We start from the raw sequence: 22,055 nt of genomic DNA on the forward strand, positions 1-22,055 counted from the left end.
AAAGGCCATCAGATGAACGCACTGAAGAAGTACCAACGCATCACCGTTGTCTTCCTGCTGTTGATCGGCATCGTCAACTACCTGGACCGTAGCGCGCTGTCGATCGCCAACACCTCGATCCAGAAGGACATGATGATCAGCCCGTCGCAGATGGGCATCCTGCTCTCGGCGTTTTCCATCGCCTATGCCTTCGCCCAGTTGCCCATGGGCCTGATCATCGACCGCCTGGGCAGCAAGATCGCCCTTGGCGCCTCGTTGCTGGCCTGGTCGGTGGCGCAATCGGCGTTCGGCATGGTCAACAGTTTTGCCGGCTTCATGGGCTTGCGCGTGCTGCTGGGGATTGGCGAGGCGCCGATGTTCCCCTCGGCAGCCAAGGCGCTGTCGGAGTGGTTCGATGCCAACGAGCGCGGCACGCCTACCGGCATCGTCTGGTCCTCGACCTGCCTGGGCCCGTGCCTGGCGCCGCCGTTGCTGACGCTGTTCATGGTCAACTTCGGCTGGCGCGGCATGTTCATCATCACCGGCGTGCTTGGCATCGTCCTGGCCCTGTGCTGGCTGAGCTTCTTCAAGAGCAAGGCGCAGTACCTGGCCGAACTAGCCGCGCAAGGCAAGCCGTTGCCAGGTGAGTACCAGGCGCCACAGGCAACGGCAGAGCCCAAGGCTTCGTACTTTGCCGGCTGGCTCGACCTGTTCAGGCACCGCAGTACCTGGGGCGCGATCCTCGGTTTCATGGGGGTGATCTACATGCTCTGGCTGCACCTGACCTGGCTGCCCGGTTATTTTGAGCGCGAGCATGGCCTGAACCTGTACAAAACCGCCTGGGTGGTGTCGCTGGCCTATGGTTTCGGCGCTGTCGGCACCATCGTCGCCGGGCGCTTCTGCGACCTGCTGGTGCGCCGCGGCCTGAGCATCCTGGCCAGTCGCAAGTTCAGCGTGATCACCGGCCTGGTGCTGGCCGCGCTGTTCACCTTGCCGCTGTCGTATGTCAGCGGCTTGACCGCGTGCATCGTCCTGCTGTGCCTGGCGCTGTTCAGCATCAACATGGCCAGTGCCACGGCCTGGATGATCGTCAACACCATCGTCGACAGCCGCCGGGTGGCCTCGTTCGGCTCGATCCAGAACTTTGGCGGCTACATCGCAGGCTCCGTCGCGCCGATTGTCACCGGCTTCAGCATCCAGTACTCGGGCTCGTTCAACACCGCGTTCATGATCAGTGCGATCGTCGCGCTGTGTTCGGCGCTGGCGTATTTCCTGTTGCTCAAGGCGCCGATTGGCAACGCACAAGCCGCGCCTGAGCGGGTGGTGGGCGTGACGCAATAAGGGGCAGGGTGCAGGGGGCGATGATTGATCACGCCGCCCTGCGACTGTTACTGCACCGGGTTGATGAACGGCCCACCGGTGACCTGGACGAACAGCTTGCGAAACTCTTCGTTCTCAGGGGTAAGGATCAGTGCCTGACGCAGGAACTCCACGCCCTCGCGGGCATTGTCCAGCTGGCAATTGAGGGCGAAGGCCAGGTACAGGTTCTGGGCGTTGAAGAAATCGTACGACAGCGCGACCTTCACCAGGTGCAGCGCACCGTTCAGGTCCTGGGCCTGAAAGCGTGCGTTGAACTCCTGGTTGAACTGACTGGCGTCGCTGGCGCTCAAGGCCGACAGCCCGGGTTGCTTGCGCAACACCACGGTGTGGCCATTGCCGACTTTCGAATCGGTCTCTTCGATGGTTTCGATCAGCCAGTGCCCCAGGCCTACCGAGTTGATCATGTTGATCGCCCGCAGCATGCTCTGTAGCGAGAACACATGGTAGTGCCCGCGCCAGTTGTATTCAGGCATCACGCTCATGTCGACGCGTTTTTCGAACGCATCGATCATCGACTCCAGGGTGGTCAGGGCGCGTACCCGGTCATTGGGGTCGGCGTTTCTTTTCGGGAAGATGCAAAAGAACACGCCATCGTCCTTGATCACCCGCGCGGCCTCGACATAGGCGGCAAACAGGTTGGGCACGTGTTCGATGACGTGCGAGCTGATCAGGTAGTCGAAGGTTTGATCGGCGAACGGTATGTCGGTGAAATCGCCCAGGGCGTCGATCCGGGCAGGCGGGACCTGGTAGTTGGCCTGTTCGTTCTTGTAGAGGTTGAAGTCTTGCAAGTCCAGCGGGTACAGAAACGACTCACCGTCACAGGGGCCCAGATTGAGGCAGTCTGGCAAGTAAAAAGCGTTATGGCTGGCAGCGCCAATCTCCAGACCGGCACCCTGGCAATACTTGTTGGCCAACGCCATACCCATCTCGTTCATATCGAATCCTGTCTGCCCCTGAAAATAGATGTCAGGCCGAGTATACGGCCTGACACAGTGGTTATCGGCAGGGGCGGCAGATTGTTGAGGGCGCCAGGGATTAAAGAAACTTGATCGGGTAATTGACGATCAAGCGGTTCTCATCGATGTCGTAGTTGCTGAAGTCCCGGCGCAGGGTCGAATTGCGCCAGCGCAGCGACAGGTCCTTGAGCGGGCCGCTCTGGAACACGTAGCCCAGCTCCGTCTCGCGGCCCCATTCCTTGCCGTTGCTGGTGGCGCTGGTGTGCACATGATCACCCGACAGGTAGCGGTTCATCAGGGTCAGGCCCGGCACGCCGAGGGCAACGAAGTCATAGTCGTGGCGCAACTGCCAGGAACGTTCGCGGGCATTGTCGTAGCTTGAGTTGTAGGTGTCGTTGGCCAGCGGGTAGCCGGCGGTGCCGTTGACCCGCATCCAGCCGGTCTCGCCATACACCCGCTGCAGGCCGAGGGAGAAGGTGTGTGCGCCGGTTTTCGCAGACAGCATCAGCGTTGCGGTTTTGTTGTCCAGCTGGCCTGCCTTGGCCGCGCCGTCTTCATCGCCCAGAAACAGGCCAAGGTTGGCGCCCAGCTTCCAGCTGCCCACAGCCTGGCTATGAATCAGGTTCAGGTACTGCTGTTGGTAGATGTCCTCGAGCTGGGCATACCACAGGCCCACCTGGGTGGCCTTGTCGTTGAACAGGTACTCGCCGCCGGCAAAGTTGAAACGGTCCGAGGTGGCGTCGGGCCGGCCGGTCATGAACATGCGCTCCATGCTGGCGTCGTTGCGCGGGCTGTTGCCGCGAAACTGGCCGGTATAAAGGGTCAGGTTGTCGATTTCCCGTGAAGTCAGCTGGGCGCCGCGAAAGGTCTGTGGCAGCGAGCGGCCATCGTCCGAGCGCAAGATCGGCAACAGCGAAACCCATTCACCGACTTTCAGTTCCGTCTTCGAATAGCGGGCCTTGAGCGCAACCCCCAGGCGGCCAAAGTCGTCGGCCGGGCGGCCGTCATCGTGCACTGGCAGCAGTTGCGTACCGGCCGTGCCGCGACCGCCATCGAGCTTGACCGAGTACAGCCCCAGCAGGTCGACGCCAAAGCCTAGCGTACCCTGGGTGAAGCCCGAACGCAGGTCGAAGATGAAGCTTTGCGTCCATTCCTCGGCCTTGCCCTGGGGGTAGGCCGGGTTTACGAAGTTGCGGTTGTGGTAGAAGTTGCGCAGGTTCAGCGACGCCGTGGTGTCGTCGACCAGGCCGGCTGCCGAGGCGCCAAGCGAGGCTGTCGAGCAGATCAACAGTGACGCAAGGTTTGCGGTTTTGGTGCGTGCAAGGATCTTCATTATTGTTATTTCCTTTCTAGTGAGCGCAGCAAGCCCTCGCAGCGCAAAGGCCGCGAAAAATGGCGGTTACAGGAGGAGTGGGGGTCAGGCGCCGATCAGGGCAACCAGTGCGGGCACGGTGAGCACGGCGGTGTAGTAGCCCATGAACTGCACGCCGATGTTGAAGCCCAGAAAGCGCGAGAGAAATCCGCCCAGCAGGCCAATGGTGACGATCACCAGCAAACCGAGCAGGCCGCCTTCCCAGATGCCGATCACCAGGATCAGGCCGACAAAGGTCGCGATCACCGCCTCATGGCTGATTTTGCGCGACACGTAGGAGGCTGCCCGGTGCGCGTAGTTCATGGTGAAGGGGTAGGCGATCAGGATGGCGACGATCACCGCCAGCATGCCGTAGCCGAGAAACTCCCAGGTGCTGAGCAGCGAGTGCAGGTTGTTGACCTGGCCGCTGGCGGCATCGACGCTAAAGCGCGGTGGTGCATTGAACAGCGGCGCAGCCGGGCCGGCGGCGACCGGGCTCAGCGGCAGGCCGAAAGCGATCAGCGGAATCAGCGCTTCGGCGATGTAGGTGGACTCGGTGACGCCGTTGCGCGCAGTGATCACTGTGGTCAGGCGATGGTAGACGTGCTTGACCCGCGAACCGACCGCCTCGCCGAGAATCACGGTCATGGCCACCGGGCTGAACACGAAGGTGGCGCTGGAGACCACCGCAGTAACGGCCGTCCACAGGCTTTGCTTGCTGTCGAGCACGCGCAGTGGGTTGGGAAAGAAACCGCCCCAGCTTTTTACGTCAGGCGACAACGAGAAGGTGCGCGGTTGCTGGCGACGCATGCTGGCGCGCTCGGCCGGCGCCAGCAGAGAGAACAGCGCGGCGATCAACGGGCCGATGGCAATGCCGAGGAAGTAGCTGACGCTGAGCTTGACCCCATGCTGCGCGGTCAGGGTCTGCAGGCCGATAATCACCATGACGAACGGGATCAGGGTCAGCACCGCTGCCAGGCGGCCTTTGGAGAACCAGGCGATGGCCACCGCCGCCAACAGGAATACCCACGGCGCGGCATGCTTGATCATGTCGCCGAACGGCGCCAGCATTACCGCGAACAACACCGCCATGGGCACGGCGATCAGGGCGGCAATCACCGCGCCGGAAATCATCTTGCGCAGGGCAATGTGCGGAACCCCGAGGTTGCGCAAAAAGTTCGCTTCGCGCATCAACGGCGTGGCCATGGTGTCGCCCGGGATGCCGAGCAAGGCGGTCGGCACCGCATGGGTCATGTGCTTGGCCACGGCGCCGGCCAGAAAGAAGGTCAGCACGCCGGGGGCGGGTACACCCAGCAGTACCACCAACAGCGTCAGCGGCGCGAGGGTGGTGGTTTCATCGCTGCCGGAGATCAGGCCGATACCGGCAAAGATCACCGCGCCAAGAACCCCCATGCCCAGGGCGATCAGAAACTGATCCATCAACAGGGCAATCATGAGCGGCCTCCGGCGGCGCTGGCTGCGCGGACCACCACGGCAGGTGTCACGTCAGGGTTGTCCGGGGGTGAGCGCAGGCCTTTTTCGTAGTCGGCGAACAGGTCGTACAGATCCATCTCGCGCAGTTCGGCAATCGTCGCCGCAGGCAGGTCGCTCAAACTGCCGAGAGGGCCGAATTCGTTTTGCAGCTCGACAAGGATTTTCGCCCGCCATGCCGGGTCTGCCAGGTGCTCGACAACGATGCGCTTGGGCTTGAACAGCGCTGCGCTGATGGCGCCGCCGGCCAGGCAGCCGACAATACCGACCAGCATGGCGTAGGCGCGGGCCATTTGCAGCGACTCCACCCAGCCGCTCAGCAGGTGCTGGGCGGTGAAAAACGCGCCGAGGCTGACGCTGGCGCCAATGGCGATGGAACAGATCAGGTGACGACCGTCGACGGTGTCGCCCCAGACTTCGAACAGTTCGGCTTTCATCGGGATTCTCCCACTGCCCTTGCGGGCTTTTATTGTTATGAAGGTGAAGAGATAACGCTTATTGCATTGCACACAGGCGGCGTTGGGCGAGCAGGGCACGGGCGACCCTGGAGCCGGTCGGCCTGCCGAGTTCGGCACTGATGAACTCACCGGCATCGATCAGGGCGCCAAGATCGACGCCATGGTTCACGCCCAGGCCGTCGAGCAGGTACACCAGCTCTTCGCTGGCGACATTGCCAGTGGCGCCGGGCGAATACGGGCAGCCACCCAGGCCTGCGACCGAACTGTCGAACACCCGTACATCGGCTTCCAGCGCCGCATGGATATTGGCGATGGCCATACCGTAAGTATCGTGGAAATGCCCGGCCAGCGCGCTGACCGGCACCACCTGGCGACAGGCCGCGAGCAGCGCCCGGGTCGCCGCCGGCGTACCGGTGCCGAGGGTGTCGCCAAGGCTGATTTCATAGCAGCCCATGCCAAACAATGCAGCGCTGACCGCAGCCACGGCTTCAGGCTTTACTGCACCGGTAAACGGGCAACCCATGACGCACGACACGTAGCCGCGCACGCGGATGCCGGCGTCACGGGCGCGGACCATGACCTGCTGGTACTGGCGCAGGCTTTGTTCGATCGAGCAGTTGAGGTTTTTTTGCGAGAATGCCTCGGAGGCGGCGGCGAACACCGCGACCTCCTGGCAACCCGCGGCGATTGCCGCCCGCAGCCCTTTGAGGTTGGGCACAAGCGCCGTCCAGGTTACCCCCGGGCGCACAGGCAACGCCTTGAACACCTCATCGGACCCGGCCATCTGCGGCACCCAGCGCGGCGAGACAAACGCCCCGGCTTCCAGGGTTTGCAACCCGGCGTCGGCCAGGCGCTGGAGCAATTGCACGCGAATCTGCGGCGACAGCGTCAGCTTTTCATTTTGCAGGCCATCCCTGGCGCCGACTTCGACCAGCCGTACCGCGTCCATTACTGCGCCCGCTTGTGCTTGAGCAGTTCTGCCGCCTTGTCGGCGCGCACATCGCGGGCCTCGACCATCTGCTTGACCAGCCAGTTGAGCTCATCGCCGCGGGCCCCGGCCGCCAGGGCAATGTTGCGTGCGTGCAAGGCCATGTGCCCGCGCTGAATGCCTTCTGTCGACAGTGCCCGCAGCGCCCCGAGGTTTTGCGCCAGGCCCACGGCGACGGCGATTTCGGCCAGTTCCTGGGCAGTTTTCACCCCGAGGATGCGCAGCGACAGTTGCGCCAGCGGGTGGGTCTTGGTGGCGCCGCCGACCAGGCCGACCGGCATCGGCATCTCCAGAGTACCGACCAGATGGCCCTGGCGGTCTTTTTCCCAGGTGGTCAGCGAGCCGTAGTGGCCGTTGCGGCAGGCATAGGCATGGGCGCCGGCTTCCACTGCGCGCCAGTCGTTGCCGGTGGCGACGATCAACGGGTCGATGCCGTTCATGATGCCCTTGTTGTGGGTGGCGGCCCGGTAGGGATCGACCACGGCAAAATTGTAGGCATCGAGGATGCCCTCGATGACCTCTTCACCGCTGTAGGCGCCCGTGCCCAGGTGCTCGGGAGCGATGCGCAGCTGAGCCCTGGCCAGGCGCAGGTCGGCGAGGTTGGAAAGGATGCGCAGGCGCACCTTGCCGCCGGTGATTTCCTCCAGCAGCGGCGCCACCGCCTCGGCCATGGTGTTGACGGTGTTGGCGCCCATGGCGTCGCGCACGTCGACGATCAGGTGGGCGACCAGCATCGGCCCGCGCGGGCTCTGGGCGAAAGTGTGCACTTCGATGTCGCGGCAGCCACCGCCGAGGCTGTTGAGCAACTGGTCCTTGCGGTTGGCCAGCTCGATGATCTCGTCCTTGCGGCGCATCAGGCTCAGGCGGGCATTGTAGGGGTCGTCGATCTCGACGATCTGCACCTGGGCACGCATCAGCGGCAGCGAACTGGAGGTCTGGAAGCCACCGGCCTCGCGGGCCAGCTTGGCCATGAACGAGGCGGCGGCGACCACCGAAGGCTCTTCGACCACCAGCGGCACGATGACGTCGCGGCTGTTGATCTGGAAGTTGCTGGCCACGGCGTAAGGCAGTTCGAAGGTGCCGAGGACGTTCTCGATCATGCCGTCGGCGATTTCCAGCGCCAGGGCGCCGGCGTCGCGAAGCAGGGCGAGGTCCTGCTCGGGCAGTTCGAGCACTGCTTGCAAGTGGCTCAAGCGTTCGGCAGGCGACATGGCGCGGAACATGGGCAGGCGGGAGTCGATGCTCATGGGGAGGGCTCTCTTGCAGTTATTGTTGTGAGATGGCGCCACCCTAGTCCGAACTGTTGTGCTAAAGAAGGTACAGTTTGGACAGACAGTACCCAAGCTGTACCCTCAGTGGATAAAAGGCATTCAGGACACCTGACGATGGCGCGGCTGACACTCGCAGAACAACTGGCGGCATCCCTGGCCGGGCAGATCGGCAATGGCACCTACCGGGTCGGCGAACGCCTGCCGTCGCTGCGCGAGTGCATGCGCCTGTTCGGCCATTCGAAAAACACGGTGATCAATGCCTATGAAGCGCTGGCCGCCCAAGGGCTGGTCGAGGCTCGCCACGGGCAGGGCTTTTTCGTCAAGCAAGGCGCACCCAACGGCCACGAAGCCGAAGAACCGATGCCCTACGAGCGGGCGATGGACACCATCTGGCTGATGCGCCAGCAGTTCGTCCGCGAGCCCGGCCACTCACCGCTGGGCGAGGGCTTCCCGCCGGTCGAGTGGCTAATGGACATGCGCCTGGACAAGTTCACCCGGCAGATCATGCGCACCGGGGTGACCACGCTGTTCCGCTATGGCAACCGCCTGGGCAACGCCAGCCTGCGCCAGCACCTGGTGCAGAAGCTCGCCAGTTATGCAATCAGCGCCAGCCCCCGGCAAATCGTCACCACCCATGGCGCCAACCATGCCCTGGACCTGATCATCCGCCGCTTCGTCGCCCCGGGCGACAGCGTGCTGGTCGAAGACCCGGGCTATTACCCGCTATTTGGCAAGCTGCAACTGCAAGGTGCGCGGATGCTCGCGGTGCCGCGTTTAGCGGATGGCCCGGACATCGAGGTGCTGGAGCAGCACCTGCGCGAGCACAGGCCCAAGCTGTTTTTCATTCAGTCGGTGGGCCACAACCCGACCGGCTCGGACATTTCCCCAAGCAAGGCCCATCGGTTGGTGCAACTGGCCGCAGAACATCAGTTCATCCTGGTGGACGACGACGCCCTGGCCGATTTCAAACCGGCCTCGGCGATCAAGGTCTCGGCGCTCGACCAGTTGCAGCGCTCGCTGTACGTCGGCAGTTTCTCCAAGTCGGTGTCGGCGGCGCTGCGGGTCGGCTTCATTGCCGGCAGCAAGGAGGTTATCGACGAGCTGGGCGACCTGAAGATGCTCCTGCACACCAGCAGCTCGGAGCTGTGCGAGCGCACCGTTGACGTGATCCTCACCGAAGGGCATTTTCTGCGCCACCTGATCCGCCTGCAGGAGCGCCTGAAAGCGGCGACCACGGCGGGCCTGCAGATGCTCGACGAGATCGGTGCCGAGGTGTTCGTGCGGCCAGAGCAGAGCCTGTACCTGTGGGCGCGGTTTCCTGGGATCGAGGATGCCAAAGAGCTGACCCGCCAGCTATTGCCCAAGGGCTTCATGATTGCCCCCGGGCATATCTTTTCGCCCGAGCAGGCCCGGGTGAATCCGTGGACGCGGTTAAACGTGGCGTATTTGAATGATGCGCTGCTCAAGGCGATGGTGAGGGACTGAATGAGCGAAGACTACGCAGTATGGGATATCGATCAGATTCTTGAGGCTTACAGCCATGAGCCTGAACTCAGGGCGGGTGTCGAAGCCGGCCTGACAGCGTTGCTGGTTTTTCTCGAAAAGCATCAGCTTCTGACCTGTCGGGTAACCGATGCGCAAGGCAAGCTGTTCAAACGCGCGCTCATGGCCAGCGAGATAAGCGGGGAGGGCAAGCTACTTACCCATGGCCGCAACAATCCGGTACAGCGCTGGCTGGGCTCCAAAGGCGGGCAAAAGAATCCGCCGGATATGAAACTGCTGGAAAAAGCCCTGGCCACGATTCGTAAAGCGCAGTGAAGGGGGGGGGGAACCTGGTTTCACCTGCCAGCGCTTAGCGGGCAAACAACAGCTCGGCGAAGCGGTCGGCCATGGTCGGCTTGGACTGGGCAGGCCAGATGGCACTGAGCTCGAAGTGCGGCAAGTCGGCGCCATCGCGGATCTCGCTGTACTTCATGCCTTCGAATTGCAGGGCCTGCACCGTTGCCGGCAACAGCGAAACCCCCCGGCCGGCGGCAACGTAGGCGACGACCGTCAGGGTGCGGTTGGCCTCCTGGATAATCTCGATCGGGTGCCCGAGGCGGCGAAACGTGCCGACAATGGCATTGCGAATCAACGGCAACTGCTGTTCGGGAAACCATACCAGCCCGGTGGCGGCCAGTTGCTCCATGCCCACCTTGCCGTCTTCGCCCAGCGCGTAGCCACTGGGTAGCACGGCAATCAGCGGGTCCTGGCTGATGAGCTTCTCGCGCATGTTGCCCTGGATCGACACCGGCGTGTGCAGCAGGCCGATATCGATTTCGCCCCGTTGCAGGGCCAGGCCCTGCTCGGCGTTGCTCATCTCGCGCAGCACCACTTCTACACCCGGGTAGTTTGCCTGCATGCGGTCCAGTGCCCGGGGCAGGGCGCCGAACAATGCCGTGGAGACGAAGCCGATGATCAGCCGGCCGGCCCGCTTGGCGCCGATGGCGCGGGCACGCTGGGTGGCGGCGTCAATCCTGGCCAGGCTGACGCGGATGTCATCGATGATCGCGGTAGCCGCAGGGGTCAGCACGGCGCCGCGCCGCGAGCGCTCGAACAGCTTGACCCCCAGCTCGTTTTCCATCCGCACCAGGGCCTGGCTCAACGCCGGCTGGGCAATCCCCAGGTGTTCTGCGGCGCGGGTGATGCTGCCGGTGTCGGCGATTGCCAGGAAGTAACGCAGGTGACGGTTTTCCATAAGCCCACGGTATGAATATTGATCGTTGACATAATAGATATCAATCCAAGATTTTCATAGGATGGCACCAAGGATCGGATCCAATAAAGCCTTGCAGACCGGCAGGCAATAACAAGGAAGCGCAATGACCCAGGATGGCGAAAGGACGATCAGCCAGGCACACACCGCCGAAGGGTTTGCCGATCGTTGGTGCGCACAAGGCGCAGCGGTGATCAGCGCGATAGACAGCCACGCTCACGTTTTCGTCCAGGGCTTGCGCCTGGCTCCAGAGCGGCGACACACGCCGGACTACAACGCCTGCGTGGATGATTACGCCCGCCACCTGGCCGCCAACCGGATTTCCCATGGCGTGCTGGTACAGCCGAGTTTTCTTGGCACCGACAATACCTTTCTGCTGGCCGCGCTCGAACGCTATCCGTCGCGCTTTCGTGGTGTGGTGGTGGTCGCGCCGGATATCGACGAGCCACAGTTGCAAGCGCTGGCGCTGCAGGGTGTGGTCGGCGTCCGGCTGAACCTGATCGGTGTCCCCCTGCCGGCGCTGCGCAGCCTGCTGTGGCAAGGTTTTCTGGCACGCATCAAGGCCCTGGACTGGCACGTCGAGGTGCAGTGCCAGGCCCAGGACCTGCCGGGCCTGCTCAGCGTACTGCTGGCCAGCGGCTGCAAGGTAGTGGTCGACCACTTTGGCCGCCCGGACCCACGCCAGGCCGAGGCCGACCCGGGCTTTGAGTATTTGCTGCGCCAGGGCGACAGCGCCCGGCTGTGGGTCAAGTTGTCGGCTGCCTATCGCTGTGCGCAGCCGGCTGCCGACCCCGGCGGCCGGGCCTTTGGGCGACGGGCCACGCGGCTTTTGATGCAGGCCTTTACCAGTGAGCGGCTGCTCTGGGGCAGTGACTGGCCTCATACCCAGCACCGCCAATGGGTCGATTACGCCGCGGCGAAGTCGGCGCTGGCCGACTGGGTGCCTGACCCGCTCGAGCGCCACGACGTGGTGTGCCAAACCCCGAAGAAACTGTTCAAGTTCAATCCATAAGGAGTTTCCATGAGCCTTTCAAGCTTGCAGCGCAGAGCCGCTTTTCGTCGCCAGGTCGAAGCCCGCCAGGGGCTGCTGGTCGCCGGTGTATTCAATGCCCTGAGCGCACGGATCGCTGCCGATATCGGTTTTCAGGCCTTGTACCTGAGCGGCGCAGGGGTGACCAACATGGCGCTCGGCCTGCCGGACCTTGGTTTCGTCGGGCTGGACGAGATGGCTGCCCATGCCGCCCGGGTTCGCGATACCACCGACTTGCCGCTGATCGTCGATGCCGACACCGGCTTCGGCAATGCCCTGAACGTGCGCCACTCGGTACGGGTGCTGGAGCGCAGCGGGGCAGATGCCATCCAGTTCGAGGACCAGGTGCTGCCGAAGAAGTGCGGGCATTTCAATGGCAAGGAAGTGATCAGTTGCGCCGAGATGGTCGGCAAGCTCAAGGCGGCGGTCGATGCCCGCCAGGACCCGAACCTGCTGATCATCGCCCGCACCGATGCCTGCGCGGTAGAAGGCATGGAGGCGGCCATCGAGCGCGCCCACCGTTATGTGCAGGCGGGTGCCGATATCCTGTTCATCGAGGCCACCGAAAGCCTCGAGGACATCAGGCGCCTGCCGGCGCTGTTCAGCACGCCGAACCTGATCAACATCGTCATCGGTGGCAAGACCCCGACCTTGAGCCGCGATGAGCTGGCAGCGCTCGGCTACGGCATCGTGCTCTACGCCAATGCCGGCCTGCAGAGCGCCTCACTGGGCATGCAACGCGCCTTGGCTACGCTGCTGCGCGACGGCCGCCTGGACGAAGATCCGTCGCTGGTGGTGCCGTTCGCCGAGCGCCAGCGCCTGGTGAACAAGACGATGTTTGATCAACTTGAGCGTCACTACGCCGCGCCCGACAGGTAATTGAACTGCGGCGCCTGCCGCGTATCAACGTCCTTGCGTGCATCTGAATAACAACGTGTGAAACACCGAGACCCTGAAGTTTCGGTGGCGGTTTCCTTCGTCTGAAAACTGACTCAATACAATATTTAATAATCTGAGGTCGGAAGTGGTTATGGATAACCTGATTACGAAAGTTTCAGCAAGTAACACCTGTAACGTGAGCACTAGTGCACGTCGAACGCAGTTGGCGTCGCCGCCCATGCGTGTATTCAGCCACCAGCGCCTCGGGCAGATCCCGCAACTGGTCAGGCATGCGCCCCACCTGATGGAATCCATCAGCCTGGTGGCACGTGTACTGCCGTTCAAAGTCAACGATTACGTGGTCAACAAACTCATCGACTGGACGGATGTGCCAAACGATCCGATCTTTCGCCTGACCTTTCCCCAGGCGCAAATGCTTGACGCCGAAGACCTCGAACAACTGGCGTATTGCGTACGCAACGAGGTCGGTGAACAGCAACTTAACGCGCTCATCCAGCGCGTGCGCGACGGCATGAACCCGCACCCGGCGCACCAGCAGTTGAACGCGCCTTCCCTGGATGGGCAACTGCTGCAAGGGGTGCAGCACAAGTACGCGCAAACGGTGCTGTTCTTTCCCAGCCACGGTCAGACCTGTCACAGTTACTGCACTTTCTGTTTTCGCTGGCCGCAGTTCATTGGCGACAAGTCGCTGAAGTTTGCTTCAAACGATGGCGAACAGTTGCACCGCTACCTGGCGCGCCACCCTGAGGTGACCGACGTGCTGTTCACCGGCGGCGACCCCATGGTGATGACGGCCGCGCACCTGACGCGCTACCTGGAACCGTTTCTGCAACCGGCGCTGAGCCATGTCACCACCATCAGGATCGGCACCAAGGCACTGAGCTACTGGCCGTACCGTTTCGTCAGCGACACCGATACGCCGCAGCTGATGGCGCTGTTGCGCCGCCTGGTGGACAGCGGCAAGAACGTCGCGCTCATGGCCCATTTGAACCATTGGCGGGAACTGACCACGCCAGTCGCCGAGGAAGCAGTGTCTGCCCTGCAGCAACTGGGCATCGTGATCCGTGCCCAGGGGCCGGTACTCAGGCACATCAACGACAGTGCCAGCACCTGGAAACGCAACTGGGAGCAGCAAGTGCGCCTGGGCATCGTGCCCTACTATATGTTCGTGGAGCGCGATACCGGCCCGCAGGACTACTTCCAGGTGCCCCTGGCGCGGGCCCTGTCGATTTACAACGAGGCCATCGAATCCGTCTCGGGCCTGGCGAAAACCGCGCGGGGCCCCTCGATGAGCGCCGGGCCGGGCAAGGTCGAGGTCAGCGGAACCCTCGACCTGCAAGGGCAACGCTATTTCCTGCTGAAGTTCATTCAGGCGCGCGATACCCGCTGGCTGGGCAAGCCGTTCCTGGCCAGGTACAGCGAGACCGCCTGCTGGCTCGATCAACTGCAACCGCCGCAGGGGCAGTCGGAGTTTTTCTTCGAGGCCCAATACCGCCGGTTCGTCGAGCAAGGAGCACAACAAGCTACGCAAGCGCTCGTACGGGGTGAGGCATGAAGGCGCTGGCCTGCGAAATGGCCATCATCGGCGCCGGCTACTGTGGCTTGAGTGCGGCAATCGAGCTGGCTGGCCGGGGTTTTGGCGTACGCGTCTTCGAACGCGGCGAATGGGCGGGCAATGCCAGCGCCTTCAATTTCGGCTCGGTGGCGGCCATGCCCCCGGCCTTGCCCAATCGCGACGCGCAAGGCTCCCAAGGCGCCGATGCGCAGCAGCGCCTGCGCGCGGTGCTGGAGCCGATCAGCGAACTCAAGCGCCAGATCGACACCTTCGAATACGACTGCCAGTGGCGTCAGCCCGGGCACATTACCCTGGCAATGGATGATGATGCGGCGCGCACGCTCAAGCAGCGTCATGCCGAGGCGAGCACGCTGTTTGGCGGCGGTGTGCATTGGCTGGACGCCCGTCAGGTCAGTGCACAAACCGCTGCGCAAGGGGTGGTGGCGGGGCTGCTCAATGAGCACTTTGCCTTGATTGATCCCGCCGGGCTGCTGCTTGCCATGCGCAATCACGCCCAGGCCCTTGGCGTGCGCATCGACTACTCAAGCCCGGTGCTTGCGCTCGATCCGCAGGCAGACTCGGTCAACCTGCAGTTGCCTGCGGCGCGGGTCAACGCGGCGCGGGTACTGATCGCCAGCGAGGAAGCCTGGGGCCTCTGCACAGAGGCTGCGTTGCAACCGCTGACGATGTTCCAGACCCACCTGTGCGAAAGCCAGGTGCTCGGCGCGCGGGATTTGCAGCTGATATCCCGGCGTGCCCGCGTCTATGGCACCGCCACCGCCGACAAGGATTACTTTCGCGTGCACCACGGCCGCTTGTTGTTCGGCAGTCGCCTGGGCCTGGTACCGCTGGATGCCAGCCCGCAGGCCGTGGTCGCCGCCTTGCAAGCGCGGCTGGCGGGCTATTTTCCGTCACTGGCGGCAATCCCGGTGGCCAGGGTGTGGTCGGGCAGCCTCGGCTTTACCGACAACGGCCTGCCGCGCCTGGGGGCCAGCGGCCCGGTGGCCTGGGGCGGTGGGTACTGCGGCAGTGGCATTGCCACGGCCGTGCAGTGCGGGCGGCAGTTGGCAAGGATGGCGACCGAGGCCGGTGTCACCACGGGCTCGCAACCGATGCAATCACACCAGCGCTGAGCCCGCCCGGGCGCGCTGCGGTTTCCTGAAGCATGCAGGGAGTGTGTTATCCATGAATACCTATGAAATCCCGTCGGTAGGCGCCAAGGGCGTGTCGCGTCACGGCGAGCGCTTCGACGTCATCGGCCTGGGCATCGGCCCGGCCAACCTGAGCCTGGCGGCGTTGCTGGAGCCTTGTAAAGGCTTCAAGAGCATGTTCTTCGAGCGCCGTGCCGACTTTCGCTGGCACGAGGGCATGATGCATGTGAACTCTTCGCTGACCACCAGCTTTCTCAAGGACCTGGTAACCCCGGCTGATCCTTGCAGCCCGTATTCGTTCATCGCGTTCCTGAAGAAGACCGAGCGGTTCTACTCGTTCCTCAACGCGCGCTTTCCCACGGTGCGCCGCAAGGAGTTCGAGCAGTACATGGTCTGGGTCTGCCGGTCGCTGCACAACCTGACGTTCGACAGTGAGGTGCTGCGGGTGTCCAGGGATGGCAACGAGTGGGTGATCAACCACGCCAAGGGCACGGCGAGGACCGCCAACCTGGTGGTCGGTGCCGGCCAGCGGCCGTTCATTCCCAAGTGTGCGCAAGCCTGCCTGGGGCCGGCGGTGATGCATTCCTCACAGTTCGTGGTCAAGGCCCCGCAGGTCAGCGGCAAGCGCGTGGTGGTCATCGGTGGCGGCCAGAGCGGGGCGGAACTGATGCAGATGATGCTCAACCTGCCAGAAGCGAGCGCACCGGCGTCGCTGGTGTGGATCAGCCGGCGCAGCAACTTTTTGCCGATGGACGACTCGCCCTTTGTCAATGAGTGGTTTGTCCCCGGCTACAGCGATCACTTTTTCGGCTTGCCCGCCGAGCAACGGCAAGGCGCACTCGCCCAGCAGCACATGGCCAGTGACGGGGTGGTCCAGGCCTTGCTCGAAAGCATCTACCGGCGCCTTTACGAGGTGACCTACATCGAGGGGCGCAATCAATTCTGCCGGCTGCTGCCCGGGTCCACCCTGGAGTCGCTGCGCACGGTCGACGACGGGCTGGCGCTGCGTATCGGCAATGCCACCGGCACGCGCAACCTGGGTGCCGACCTGGTGCTGCTGGCGACCGGTTCCGAGTTTCAGATGCCGGCAGCGCTGCAGCCGCTGCGTTTCGAGATGGCAACGAAAAATGGCCTGCCCGAGCTCAGCGCAGACTATTCGGTGAAATGGTCGCGGGCCGACCACCCACGGCTGTTCTTCCAGAACGCCGCGCGTCACCTGCGCGGCATCGCCGACCCGAACCTGAGCCTGGCCGCCTGGCGCAGCGCCAAGATCGCCAATGCCTTGCTCGGCAAGCCGCACTACGACGTCGGCACGCCGCCGGGGCTGGTCGAGTGGGGCGCAGAAGCGGCGCCGCCGACGTTCCTGATGCAAGACCAACAACTGACTGAATGAAGGACCACATCATGTCTGAAGCACCTTACATCCTCTACCTCGACACCCGTGCCCTGGCCGGCGAAAGGATCGCCGAAATCGCCGCGGGCCATGCGCTTGGCTTCAAAGTGCTGGTTGCCACGCCCACGCCAGAGGTGTTCAAGTCCATGGGTTGCGCAGGGCTGATCGCCACTCGCCTGGGCGACTATGACGCCGCTCAGGAGGCGATTCTTGGCTACCTCGACGAGCAGCGCATCACGCTCTCAGGCATCGTTGCCTGGAAGGACCTGGAGGTCGAACTGGCCAGCCGCCTGAGCCAGCGCCTGGGCCTGGTGGGGAGCTCGGCCGAGGCCGCTGCCAATGTGCGTGACAAGGCGCGCACGCGCCGCTGCCTGGACGCGGTGGCCAACGCCAACCCCCGTTACGCCGTGGTCAGCGACGAACAGGCGTTCCTTGACGGCCTGCAAAGCGTCGGCCTGCCAGCCTTGCTCAAGCCTGCCGGCAACTCGGGCAGCCGCGGCATCTTTGTGCTCGACCAAGGCTGCGATGCGCTGCAGGTGTACCGCGCCTTCCGTGCCTACAACACTGCGGACAAAGGCGAGATGTACGCGCTGTATGGCGAGCATGCGCTGCTTGAGGAACAACTGGTCGGCAGCGAGCACTCGGTGTCGGGGCTGGTCGCCGACGGCCGGGTGGTGATCAACGCAATCATCGACAAGACATTCGACCGCTCGATCCCGATCCAGTACGAAAACACCACACCTTCGCAGCTCGACGGCGCGCTGCAGGAACGTATCTGCGCCATGGTTCGCGCGGCGGTCGCGGCCACCGGCATAGACTGGTGCGGCTTTCATGTCGACCTGATGGTCACCGCCCAAGGGCCGAAGATCCTCGAGATCGGCGGTCGCCTGGGCGGCGAGTTCATCAACTCGCACCTGCTGCCCAACAGCCTGCTGGGCTACTCCCCGTATCAGGCCGTGCTGCAACTGGCGTGCGGGGTGATCCCGGACGGCTGCGTGGATCGCATCGCCAGCGCCGCTACCCGCGCCGGGCAACGGGTGATCATGCCGCCGCGCACCGGCCAGGTGACCCGGGTCGAAGGCTACGAACGCCTGTGGAAACGCAGCGAGATGCGCTTTCTTCAGGTGGTGGCCGGCGAGGGCGCGCAAATGGCCTTGCCCGCCGAGCGCTTCAAGGCCTACGAAATTGCCTATCTGATTGCCCAGTGCGCCTTGGAGGACGATATCCACGCGGTGCTCGGGCAGTTGGCCAGCGAAGTCAAGGTGGACATTGCTCAGCAACGGGAGGCGTCACATGTCTGAGGTCACGGCAAAACAATACCTGCTGGTACCGGCGATGCCGGCGCCGAACGGCCGGCTGCACCTTGGCCACGTCGCCGGCCCGTACCTGAACCTGGACATACTGGCGCGCCACCTGCGCCGCGAAGGCCACCGGGCCAGCATCGTCTGCGCCAGCGACCCCTTCGACTCCTACATTCCGCTGCGCGCCCAGCAGGCGGACGTCGATCCTGCGTCGCTGGCCCAGGAAAGCTGCGCAGGGATCATCAACGACCTGGCCTACATGAACATCCAGGTCGACCTGTTCGTCGATCCGCTCGACCCCGAGCACCGCGAGCAATACCTGGCCGCGCATGTCGACCTGGTCGATCGCTTGAGCGCCCAGGGTCAGGTGAGCTGCGTCGAAGAACAAATGCCGTGGTCCACCGCCAGGCAGACGTTTGTCAGTGGCAGCTTTCTGACCGGGCACTGCCCGCAGTGCGATCAGGCCATTTCCGGGTTCTTCTGTGAAGACTGCGGCGCACATTTCGAGCCGGACCAGGTGCGCGCGCCACGTGCACGCTGGGGCGAAGAGGTGCCCGCGCGGGCACTGGACAACCTGTTCTTCCAGATCCGCGAGCCGCAGGCGCTGCTCGCGCAGTTGCAGGCCACCCAGACCCCAGACCCATTCATCGACATCGCCCGGCGCCATCTACGCCGGCTGCCAGCCCGGGTACGGGTCACCAACCATGCCGGATGGGGCTTGCCCTATCAGCTGGACGGCCAGGCGCGGACGCTGTTTGGCCATGGCCTGCTGTTTGGCGCGGTGCGTTTTGTCGGCGACTGCTTTGCCCGGGCGACGGGCCTGGCGCAAAACCCGTTCGATCGCGACTCGCCGGTCATCACGGTCAATGGTTTTGGCATCGACAACAGTGTTTCGCACCTGGTCAGCATCCAGGCGATGGCCATGGCTGACGGCCTTTCCAAGCCGTTCGAGCACTTTCTCATCAACCACTTCTACACGCTGGAGGGGCGCAAGTTTTCCACCAGCCTCGGCTGGGCGGTGTGGGTCGAGGACATGGCCCGCGAAGGGCGGGTACCTTGCGATGCCCTGAGGTACTTCCTGGCCAGCACCAGCCCGATTCACCAGCGCACGGATTTCACCCGGCAAGACTTCGAGCAGTTCCTCAATGGCCGCTACGCGGGCCTGATCGAGCGGGTGAACACGGCACTCGGCGGTGCCGCCAAGGCTGCGGCGGTCGATGCGCCGGTGATGGCTGCATTCGATGCAGCCTACGCCGAGCAGGCCCAGGCCCTGACCTTCGCCAGCTTCGATCCGCAGGCGGTGAGCCGCAGCATCGCCGGCTGGGAGGCGCTGTTCGCCAGCCTGGCTGACGACAACAGTCGGTACTGGTGGCTCAAGGGCCTGGCGGTGCTGGCCTGTCCGTTGCTGCCGACGCTGGCGCAGTCGATCTGGCACAGGCTAGGGCAGCCGGGTGAGGTCAGCGTGCAGGCGTTCAAGCAGCAACGCCGCGCTGCAACCCGAGCCGTCGCCAACGGCCAACTGGAGGCCAGCTCATGAAACCTGCCCTTGAAGGATTGCTCATCGTCGACCTGACCCGGGTACTGGCGGGCCCGTTCTGTACCATGCTGCTGGCCGACCATGGGGCGCGGGTCATCAAGGTCGAGCAGCCGGGCAAGGGCGACGACGCCCGCGCCTATGGCCCGTGGTTTGGCAATAAGTCTGCCTATTTCTCGTCGCTCAATCGCGGCAAGCAAAGCATCGCCCTGGACCTGAAGAAGGCCGAAGACCGGCAGATCTTCGAAGACCTGCTGGAGCACGCCGATGTGCTGACCGAGAACTTTCGCCCAGGCACCATGGAAAAGCTCGGTTATGGCTGGGATACCCTGCATGCGCGCTACCCGCGGCTGATCTACGGCGCCGCCTCGGGGTTCGGGCACACCGGTTCGTCATCCCAGCGGCGCGCCTACGACATGATCGTCCAGGGCATGGGCGGGATCATGAGCGTCACCGGTGAACCAGGACGCACCCCGGTGCGCGTCGGGGTGTCGATCGGCGATATCAGCGCTGGCCTGTTTCTTACCTGCGGGCTGCTGATGGCCTTGCTCAAGCGCCAGCACAGCGGGCATGGCGCGAAGGTCGATATCGCCATGTTCGATTGCCAGCTGGCCCTGATGGAGTACTTCATCGGGCGCTATTTCGCCACTGGCGAGGTGACCGGGCCGGTGGGCAGCTACCGGCCGGCGATCGCCCCACCGTTTGGCGTGTACCAGGCGCTCGATGGCGGGCTGATCATCGCGGCCGGCAACGACAAGCTGTTTGCCGTGCTGTGCGAGGCCATTGAGCGCCCGGACATGCTGCTCGATCCGCGCTTCTCGAGCGCCGAAGCACGCAAGGACAACGAGGCACTGCTGGCACAGACGCTCAATGCCGCCCTGGCGGCAAAACCGGTCAGCGCCTGGACCGAGCACTTCGCTGCGGCCGGGCTGCCCGCCGGCCCGATCAACCGCGTCGACCAGGCCGTCGCCCATCCGCAGGTGGCCGAGCGCAACATGCTCATCGACATCGACGACCCGCAAGTGGGGCGCTACCGCCTGGTGGGTTCGCCGATCAAGATTTCTGACGCGCCTGACCCACGCAAGCGTCGCGCCGCACCGGCACTGGACCAGGATCGCGAGGCGATCCTCAAGCAACTGTCACGCTCCATTCGGGAGGTAAAAGCATGAACGGCACTGCCAATCCCAAGGTCAAGCCACTGCCCGCCGAGTCGCATGTACCGGGCGTGGTGCTGCGCCAAGCGGACTTCGCCGGCCTGGGCGCAGGGGTCACGCCGTTCAGGGGCGGGCTGTTTACCGTGGCGCCCCAGTGCACCTCGCGCCCGGACAAGCACGCAGTACGCGAATGCTGGATGATCGCCAACGGCGGCGGGGTGCTGGAATACCAGGGCAGCAAGCTGCGGGTCGAGCAGGGCGATGTGCTGCTGTTCGAGCCGCATCACCAGCACCAGATTCACAATGATGGTGTGCAACCGCTGGTCATCAGCACCGTTTGGTGGAATGTCCATGCAGGCTGACCTGGTGGTGGTCGGCGCCGGCATTGTCGGCGCGACCCTGGTGGCCCGGGTACGCCAGTGCTTGCCCGGTTTGTCACTGATGCTGGTCGATGACGGCCAGCGCGCCAGTGCCTCGGCGCTGTCGGCGGGCCTGGTGACGCCGTTTTGCGGCGCGGGCAGCCGGCGCCGGCGCTCGGAGCTGGCCTTCGACCATTACCAGGCACTGAGCCAGCGCTGGCCGGGGGTCGCCAAGGTTGCGTTCAGCTTTGTCGCCAGCGAGGGGCAAAGGCCGCTGTTGTTCGACGCCAAGCCACTCGAAGGCCGCCTGGCAGCGCTCATGCACCAGTACCGCGGCGCCTCGGCCAAGCCGGCCTTGTTCCAGGCCGGGCATGCCTTTGTCATCGATGTTCCGGGCCTGGTGAGCGCTTACCTGGCACCTGGCGAGGGTCGCCTGACCCGGCTTGCCGCCCGGGTTGAGCGCCTGGACGGCGATGGCCGTGCCTGGTGCCTGCAGACCAGCGCCGGCGCGGTGACGGCGCGGCGCGTGATCTTCGCCAGCGGTGCCCGCAGCAACGCGTTGCTGGGGGCAATCCCGGGCAGCCTGATCAAGAAGATCGTGGCGTTCGACCTGCACGCTGCACAGCTACCGGACCCAACGCAAGGGGTCATCTACATGCCAGCGCGCAAGGCCTTTGTGATGCCCAACCAGCGCCGCGATGGCTGGCTGTTAAGCATCACCTCTGCCGACTGGCGCGCTGTCGCTGACGGTCGCGTCGACGCCTTGCCCGACGAAGCGCGTGAAGCGCAGAGCATTCTCCAACAAGAGCTGCCCGGCCTGCCCATCCGTTCGCTGCGCGCGCGCGCGGCATTTGACAGCTACTGCGCCGATGGCGAACCCAGGGTCGTGTGCCTGCCCGGGGGGCCTGGCGCCTGTGCGTTGGTCGGTGCTTCCGGCTCGGGGGTGCGTTTTGCCCCGGCGCTGGCAAACGAAGCGCTGGTGGCGGTCGGGCTGCTGGCCAATGCCAGCGCCCCGGGCTTTATCAATCATTGCAAGGAAACCTGAGCAT

Annotated in this window: 20 protein-coding genes; 13 read left to right on the forward strand and 7 right to left on the reverse strand. The window is 64.0% G+C overall.

Going from position 1 to position 22,055, the window contains the following annotated elements; translation table 11 throughout:
* Positions 1–12 precede the first annotated feature (12 nt).
* Positions 13–1,320: an MFS transporter gene (locus tag LOY22_RS12785; RefSeq protein WP_093383098.1), complete on the forward strand. Its 1,308-nt coding sequence runs from the start codon at positions 13–15 to the stop codon at positions 1,318–1,320.
* 47 nt (positions 1,321–1,367) lie between these two features.
* Here the strand turns inward: LOY22_RS12785 and LOY22_RS12790 are convergent, their stop codons facing one another.
* From LOY22_RS12790 to LOY22_RS12815, 6 genes are all read right to left on the reverse strand, one after another.
* Positions 1,368–2,294, reverse strand: a complete 927-nt coding sequence (locus LOY22_RS12790) for a class I SAM-dependent methyltransferase (protein ID WP_230090851.1) — start codon at positions 2,292–2,294, stop codon at positions 1,368–1,370.
* A gap of 100 nt (positions 2,295–2,394) precedes the next feature.
* Positions 2,395–3,648, reverse strand: coding sequence for an OprD family porin (locus LOY22_RS12795; protein ID WP_258597684.1), 1,254 nt, complete (start codon positions 3,646–3,648; stop codon positions 2,395–2,397).
* Between the two features lie 84 nt (positions 3,649–3,732).
* Positions 3,733–5,121: a tripartite tricarboxylate transporter permease gene (locus tag LOY22_RS12800; RefSeq protein ID WP_045198912.1), complete on the reverse strand. Its 1,389-nt coding sequence runs from the start codon at positions 5,119–5,121 to the stop codon at positions 3,733–3,735.
* Positions 5,118–5,594, reverse strand: a complete 477-nt coding sequence (locus LOY22_RS12805) for a hypothetical protein (protein ID WP_258597685.1) — start codon at positions 5,592–5,594, stop codon at positions 5,118–5,120. Before LOY22_RS12805 ends, LOY22_RS12800 begins: the two co-directional genes overlap by 4 nt.
* A 58-nt stretch (positions 5,595–5,652) precedes the next feature.
* The gene (locus LOY22_RS12810) at positions 5,653–6,564 is read right to left on the reverse strand and encodes a hydroxymethylglutaryl-CoA lyase (protein ID WP_258597686.1); all 912 of its coding nucleotides are present in this window, start codon (positions 6,562–6,564) and stop codon (positions 5,653–5,655) included.
* The gene (locus LOY22_RS12815) at positions 6,564–7,850 is read right to left on the reverse strand and encodes a hydroxymethylglutaryl-CoA reductase, degradative (protein WP_258597687.1); all 1,287 of its coding nucleotides are present in this window, start codon (positions 7,848–7,850) and stop codon (positions 6,564–6,566) included. The genes LOY22_RS12810 and LOY22_RS12815 overlap by 1 nt, the downstream gene beginning before the upstream one ends.
* Before the next feature lie 138 nt (positions 7,851–7,988).
* On the opposite strand from LOY22_RS12815, the gene LOY22_RS12820 reads away from it, so the two are divergent.
* Both LOY22_RS12820 and LOY22_RS12825 read left to right on the forward strand, forming a co-directional pair.
* Positions 7,989–9,359 (forward strand): PLP-dependent aminotransferase family protein, encoded by a 1,371-nt coding sequence (locus LOY22_RS12820; protein WP_258597688.1) that lies wholly within the window; start codon positions 7,989–7,991, stop codon positions 9,357–9,359.
* Positions 9,360–9,692, forward strand: coding sequence for a hypothetical protein (locus LOY22_RS12825; RefSeq protein ID WP_045198918.1), 333 nt, complete (start codon positions 9,360–9,362; stop codon positions 9,690–9,692). It begins immediately after the preceding gene.
* A 34-nt stretch (positions 9,693–9,726) separates the two neighbouring features.
* On the opposite strand, the gene LOY22_RS12830 is transcribed toward LOY22_RS12825, so the two are convergent.
* The gene (locus tag LOY22_RS12830) at positions 9,727–10,611 is read right to left on the reverse strand and encodes a LysR family transcriptional regulator (protein WP_045198920.1); all 885 of its coding nucleotides are present in this window, start codon (positions 10,609–10,611) and stop codon (positions 9,727–9,729) included.
* Between the two features lie 124 nt (positions 10,612–10,735).
* Here LOY22_RS12830 and LOY22_RS12835 point away from each other — a divergent pair, with 124 nt between their 5' ends.
* The 10 genes from LOY22_RS12835 (at position 10,736) to LOY22_RS12880 (ending at position 22,051) form a co-directional block, all read left to right on the forward strand.
* Positions 10,736–11,641 (forward strand): amidohydrolase, encoded by a 906-nt coding sequence (locus LOY22_RS12835; protein ID WP_213601309.1) that lies wholly within the window; start codon positions 10,736–10,738, stop codon positions 11,639–11,641.
* A gap of 9 nt (positions 11,642–11,650) precedes the next feature.
* Positions 11,651–12,538: an oxaloacetate decarboxylase gene (locus tag LOY22_RS12840; RefSeq protein ID WP_258597689.1), complete on the forward strand. Its 888-nt coding sequence runs from the start codon at positions 11,651–11,653 to the stop codon at positions 12,536–12,538.
* Positions 12,539–12,776: 238 nt separating this feature from the next.
* Complete coding sequence (locus LOY22_RS12845; RefSeq protein WP_213601307.1) at positions 12,777–14,114, forward strand: KamA family radical SAM protein; 1,338 nt, start codon at positions 12,777–12,779, stop codon at positions 14,112–14,114.
* Positions 14,111–15,247, forward strand: a complete 1,137-nt coding sequence (locus tag LOY22_RS12850) for an FAD-binding oxidoreductase (RefSeq protein ID WP_093383074.1) — start codon at positions 14,111–14,113, stop codon at positions 15,245–15,247. Before LOY22_RS12845 ends, LOY22_RS12850 begins: the two co-directional genes overlap by 4 nt.
* A gap of 52 nt (positions 15,248–15,299) precedes the next feature.
* Positions 15,300–16,658: a lysine N(6)-hydroxylase/L-ornithine N(5)-oxygenase family protein gene (locus LOY22_RS12855; protein ID WP_258597690.1), complete on the forward strand. Its 1,359-nt coding sequence runs from the start codon at positions 15,300–15,302 to the stop codon at positions 16,656–16,658.
* Positions 16,659–16,669: 11 nt separating this feature from the next.
* On the forward strand, positions 16,670–17,959 hold the full coding sequence (locus LOY22_RS12860) for an acetyl-CoA carboxylase biotin carboxylase subunit family protein (protein ID WP_213601301.1): 1,290 nt from the start codon (positions 16,670–16,672) through the stop codon (positions 17,957–17,959).
* Entirely contained in the window at positions 17,952–19,496 is a 1,545-nt protein-coding gene (locus LOY22_RS12865) for a methionine--tRNA ligase (protein WP_258597691.1), read from the forward strand. The genes LOY22_RS12860 and LOY22_RS12865 overlap by 8 nt, the downstream gene beginning before the upstream one ends.
* Positions 19,493–20,662, forward strand: a complete 1,170-nt coding sequence (locus LOY22_RS12870) for a CaiB/BaiF CoA-transferase family protein (RefSeq protein WP_045198930.1) — start codon at positions 19,493–19,495, stop codon at positions 20,660–20,662. The genes LOY22_RS12865 and LOY22_RS12870 overlap by 4 nt, the downstream gene beginning before the upstream one ends.
* Positions 20,659–21,009: a cupin domain-containing protein gene (locus tag LOY22_RS12875; protein WP_258597693.1), complete on the forward strand. Its 351-nt coding sequence runs from the start codon at positions 20,659–20,661 to the stop codon at positions 21,007–21,009. Before LOY22_RS12870 ends, LOY22_RS12875 begins: the two co-directional genes overlap by 4 nt.
* Positions 20,999–22,051, forward strand: a complete 1,053-nt coding sequence (locus LOY22_RS12880) for an FAD-binding oxidoreductase (RefSeq protein WP_176794259.1) — start codon at positions 20,999–21,001, stop codon at positions 22,049–22,051. The genes LOY22_RS12875 and LOY22_RS12880 overlap by 11 nt, the downstream gene beginning before the upstream one ends.
* The last annotated feature ends 4 nt before the right edge of the window (positions 22,052–22,055 follow it).

The sequence above is a fragment of the Pseudomonas sp. B21-035 genome (assembly GCF_024748945.1).
GTDB lineage: Bacteria > Pseudomonadota > Gammaproteobacteria > Pseudomonadales > Pseudomonadaceae > Aquipseudomonas.

Bases quoted from the DNA above. Each gene is read 5' to 3' on its own strand.
- LOY22_RS12785 (WP_093383098.1), top strand. From the start codon at position 13: ATGAACGCACTGAAGAAGTACCAACGCATCACCGTTGTCTTCCTGCTG.
- LOY22_RS12790 (WP_230090851.1), bottom strand. From the start codon at position 2,294: ATGAACGAGATGGGTATGGCGTTGGCCAACAAGTATTGCCAGGGTGCC.
- LOY22_RS12795 (WP_258597684.1), bottom strand. From the start codon at position 3,648: ATGAAGATCCTTGCACGCACCAAAACCGCAAACCTTGCGTCACTGTTG.
- LOY22_RS12800 (WP_045198912.1), bottom strand. From the start codon at position 5,121: ATGATTGCCCTGTTGATGGATCAGTTTCTGATCGCCCTGGGCATGGGG.
- LOY22_RS12805 (WP_258597685.1), bottom strand. From the start codon at position 5,594: ATGAAAGCCGAACTGTTCGAAGTCTGGGGCGACACCGTCGACGGTCGT.
- LOY22_RS12810 (WP_258597686.1), bottom strand. From the start codon at position 6,564: ATGGACGCGGTACGGCTGGTCGAAGTCGGCGCCAGGGATGGCCTGCAA.
- LOY22_RS12815 (WP_258597687.1), bottom strand. From the start codon at position 7,850: ATGAGCATCGACTCCCGCCTGCCCATGTTCCGCGCCATGTCGCCTGCC.
- LOY22_RS12820 (WP_258597688.1), top strand. From the start codon at position 7,989: ATGGCGCGGCTGACACTCGCAGAACAACTGGCGGCATCCCTGGCCGGG.
- LOY22_RS12825 (WP_045198918.1), top strand. From the start codon at position 9,360: ATGAGCGAAGACTACGCAGTATGGGATATCGATCAGATTCTTGAGGCT.
- LOY22_RS12830 (WP_045198920.1), bottom strand. From the start codon at position 10,611: ATGGAAAACCGTCACCTGCGTTACTTCCTGGCAATCGCCGACACCGGC.
- LOY22_RS12835 (WP_213601309.1), top strand. From the start codon at position 10,736: ATGACCCAGGATGGCGAAAGGACGATCAGCCAGGCACACACCGCCGAA.
- LOY22_RS12840 (WP_258597689.1), top strand. From the start codon at position 11,651: ATGAGCCTTTCAAGCTTGCAGCGCAGAGCCGCTTTTCGTCGCCAGGTC.
- LOY22_RS12845 (WP_213601307.1), top strand. From the start codon at position 12,777: ATGCGTGTATTCAGCCACCAGCGCCTCGGGCAGATCCCGCAACTGGTC.
- LOY22_RS12850 (WP_093383074.1), top strand. From the start codon at position 14,111: ATGAAGGCGCTGGCCTGCGAAATGGCCATCATCGGCGCCGGCTACTGT.
- LOY22_RS12855 (WP_258597690.1), top strand. From the start codon at position 15,300: ATGAATACCTATGAAATCCCGTCGGTAGGCGCCAAGGGCGTGTCGCGT.
- LOY22_RS12860 (WP_213601301.1), top strand. From the start codon at position 16,670: ATGTCTGAAGCACCTTACATCCTCTACCTCGACACCCGTGCCCTGGCC.
- LOY22_RS12865 (WP_258597691.1), top strand. From the start codon at position 17,952: ATGTCTGAGGTCACGGCAAAACAATACCTGCTGGTACCGGCGATGCCG.
- LOY22_RS12870 (WP_045198930.1), top strand. From the start codon at position 19,493: ATGAAACCTGCCCTTGAAGGATTGCTCATCGTCGACCTGACCCGGGTA.
- LOY22_RS12875 (WP_258597693.1), top strand. From the start codon at position 20,659: ATGAACGGCACTGCCAATCCCAAGGTCAAGCCACTGCCCGCCGAGTCG.
- LOY22_RS12880 (WP_176794259.1), top strand. From the start codon at position 20,999: ATGCAGGCTGACCTGGTGGTGGTCGGCGCCGGCATTGTCGGCGCGACC.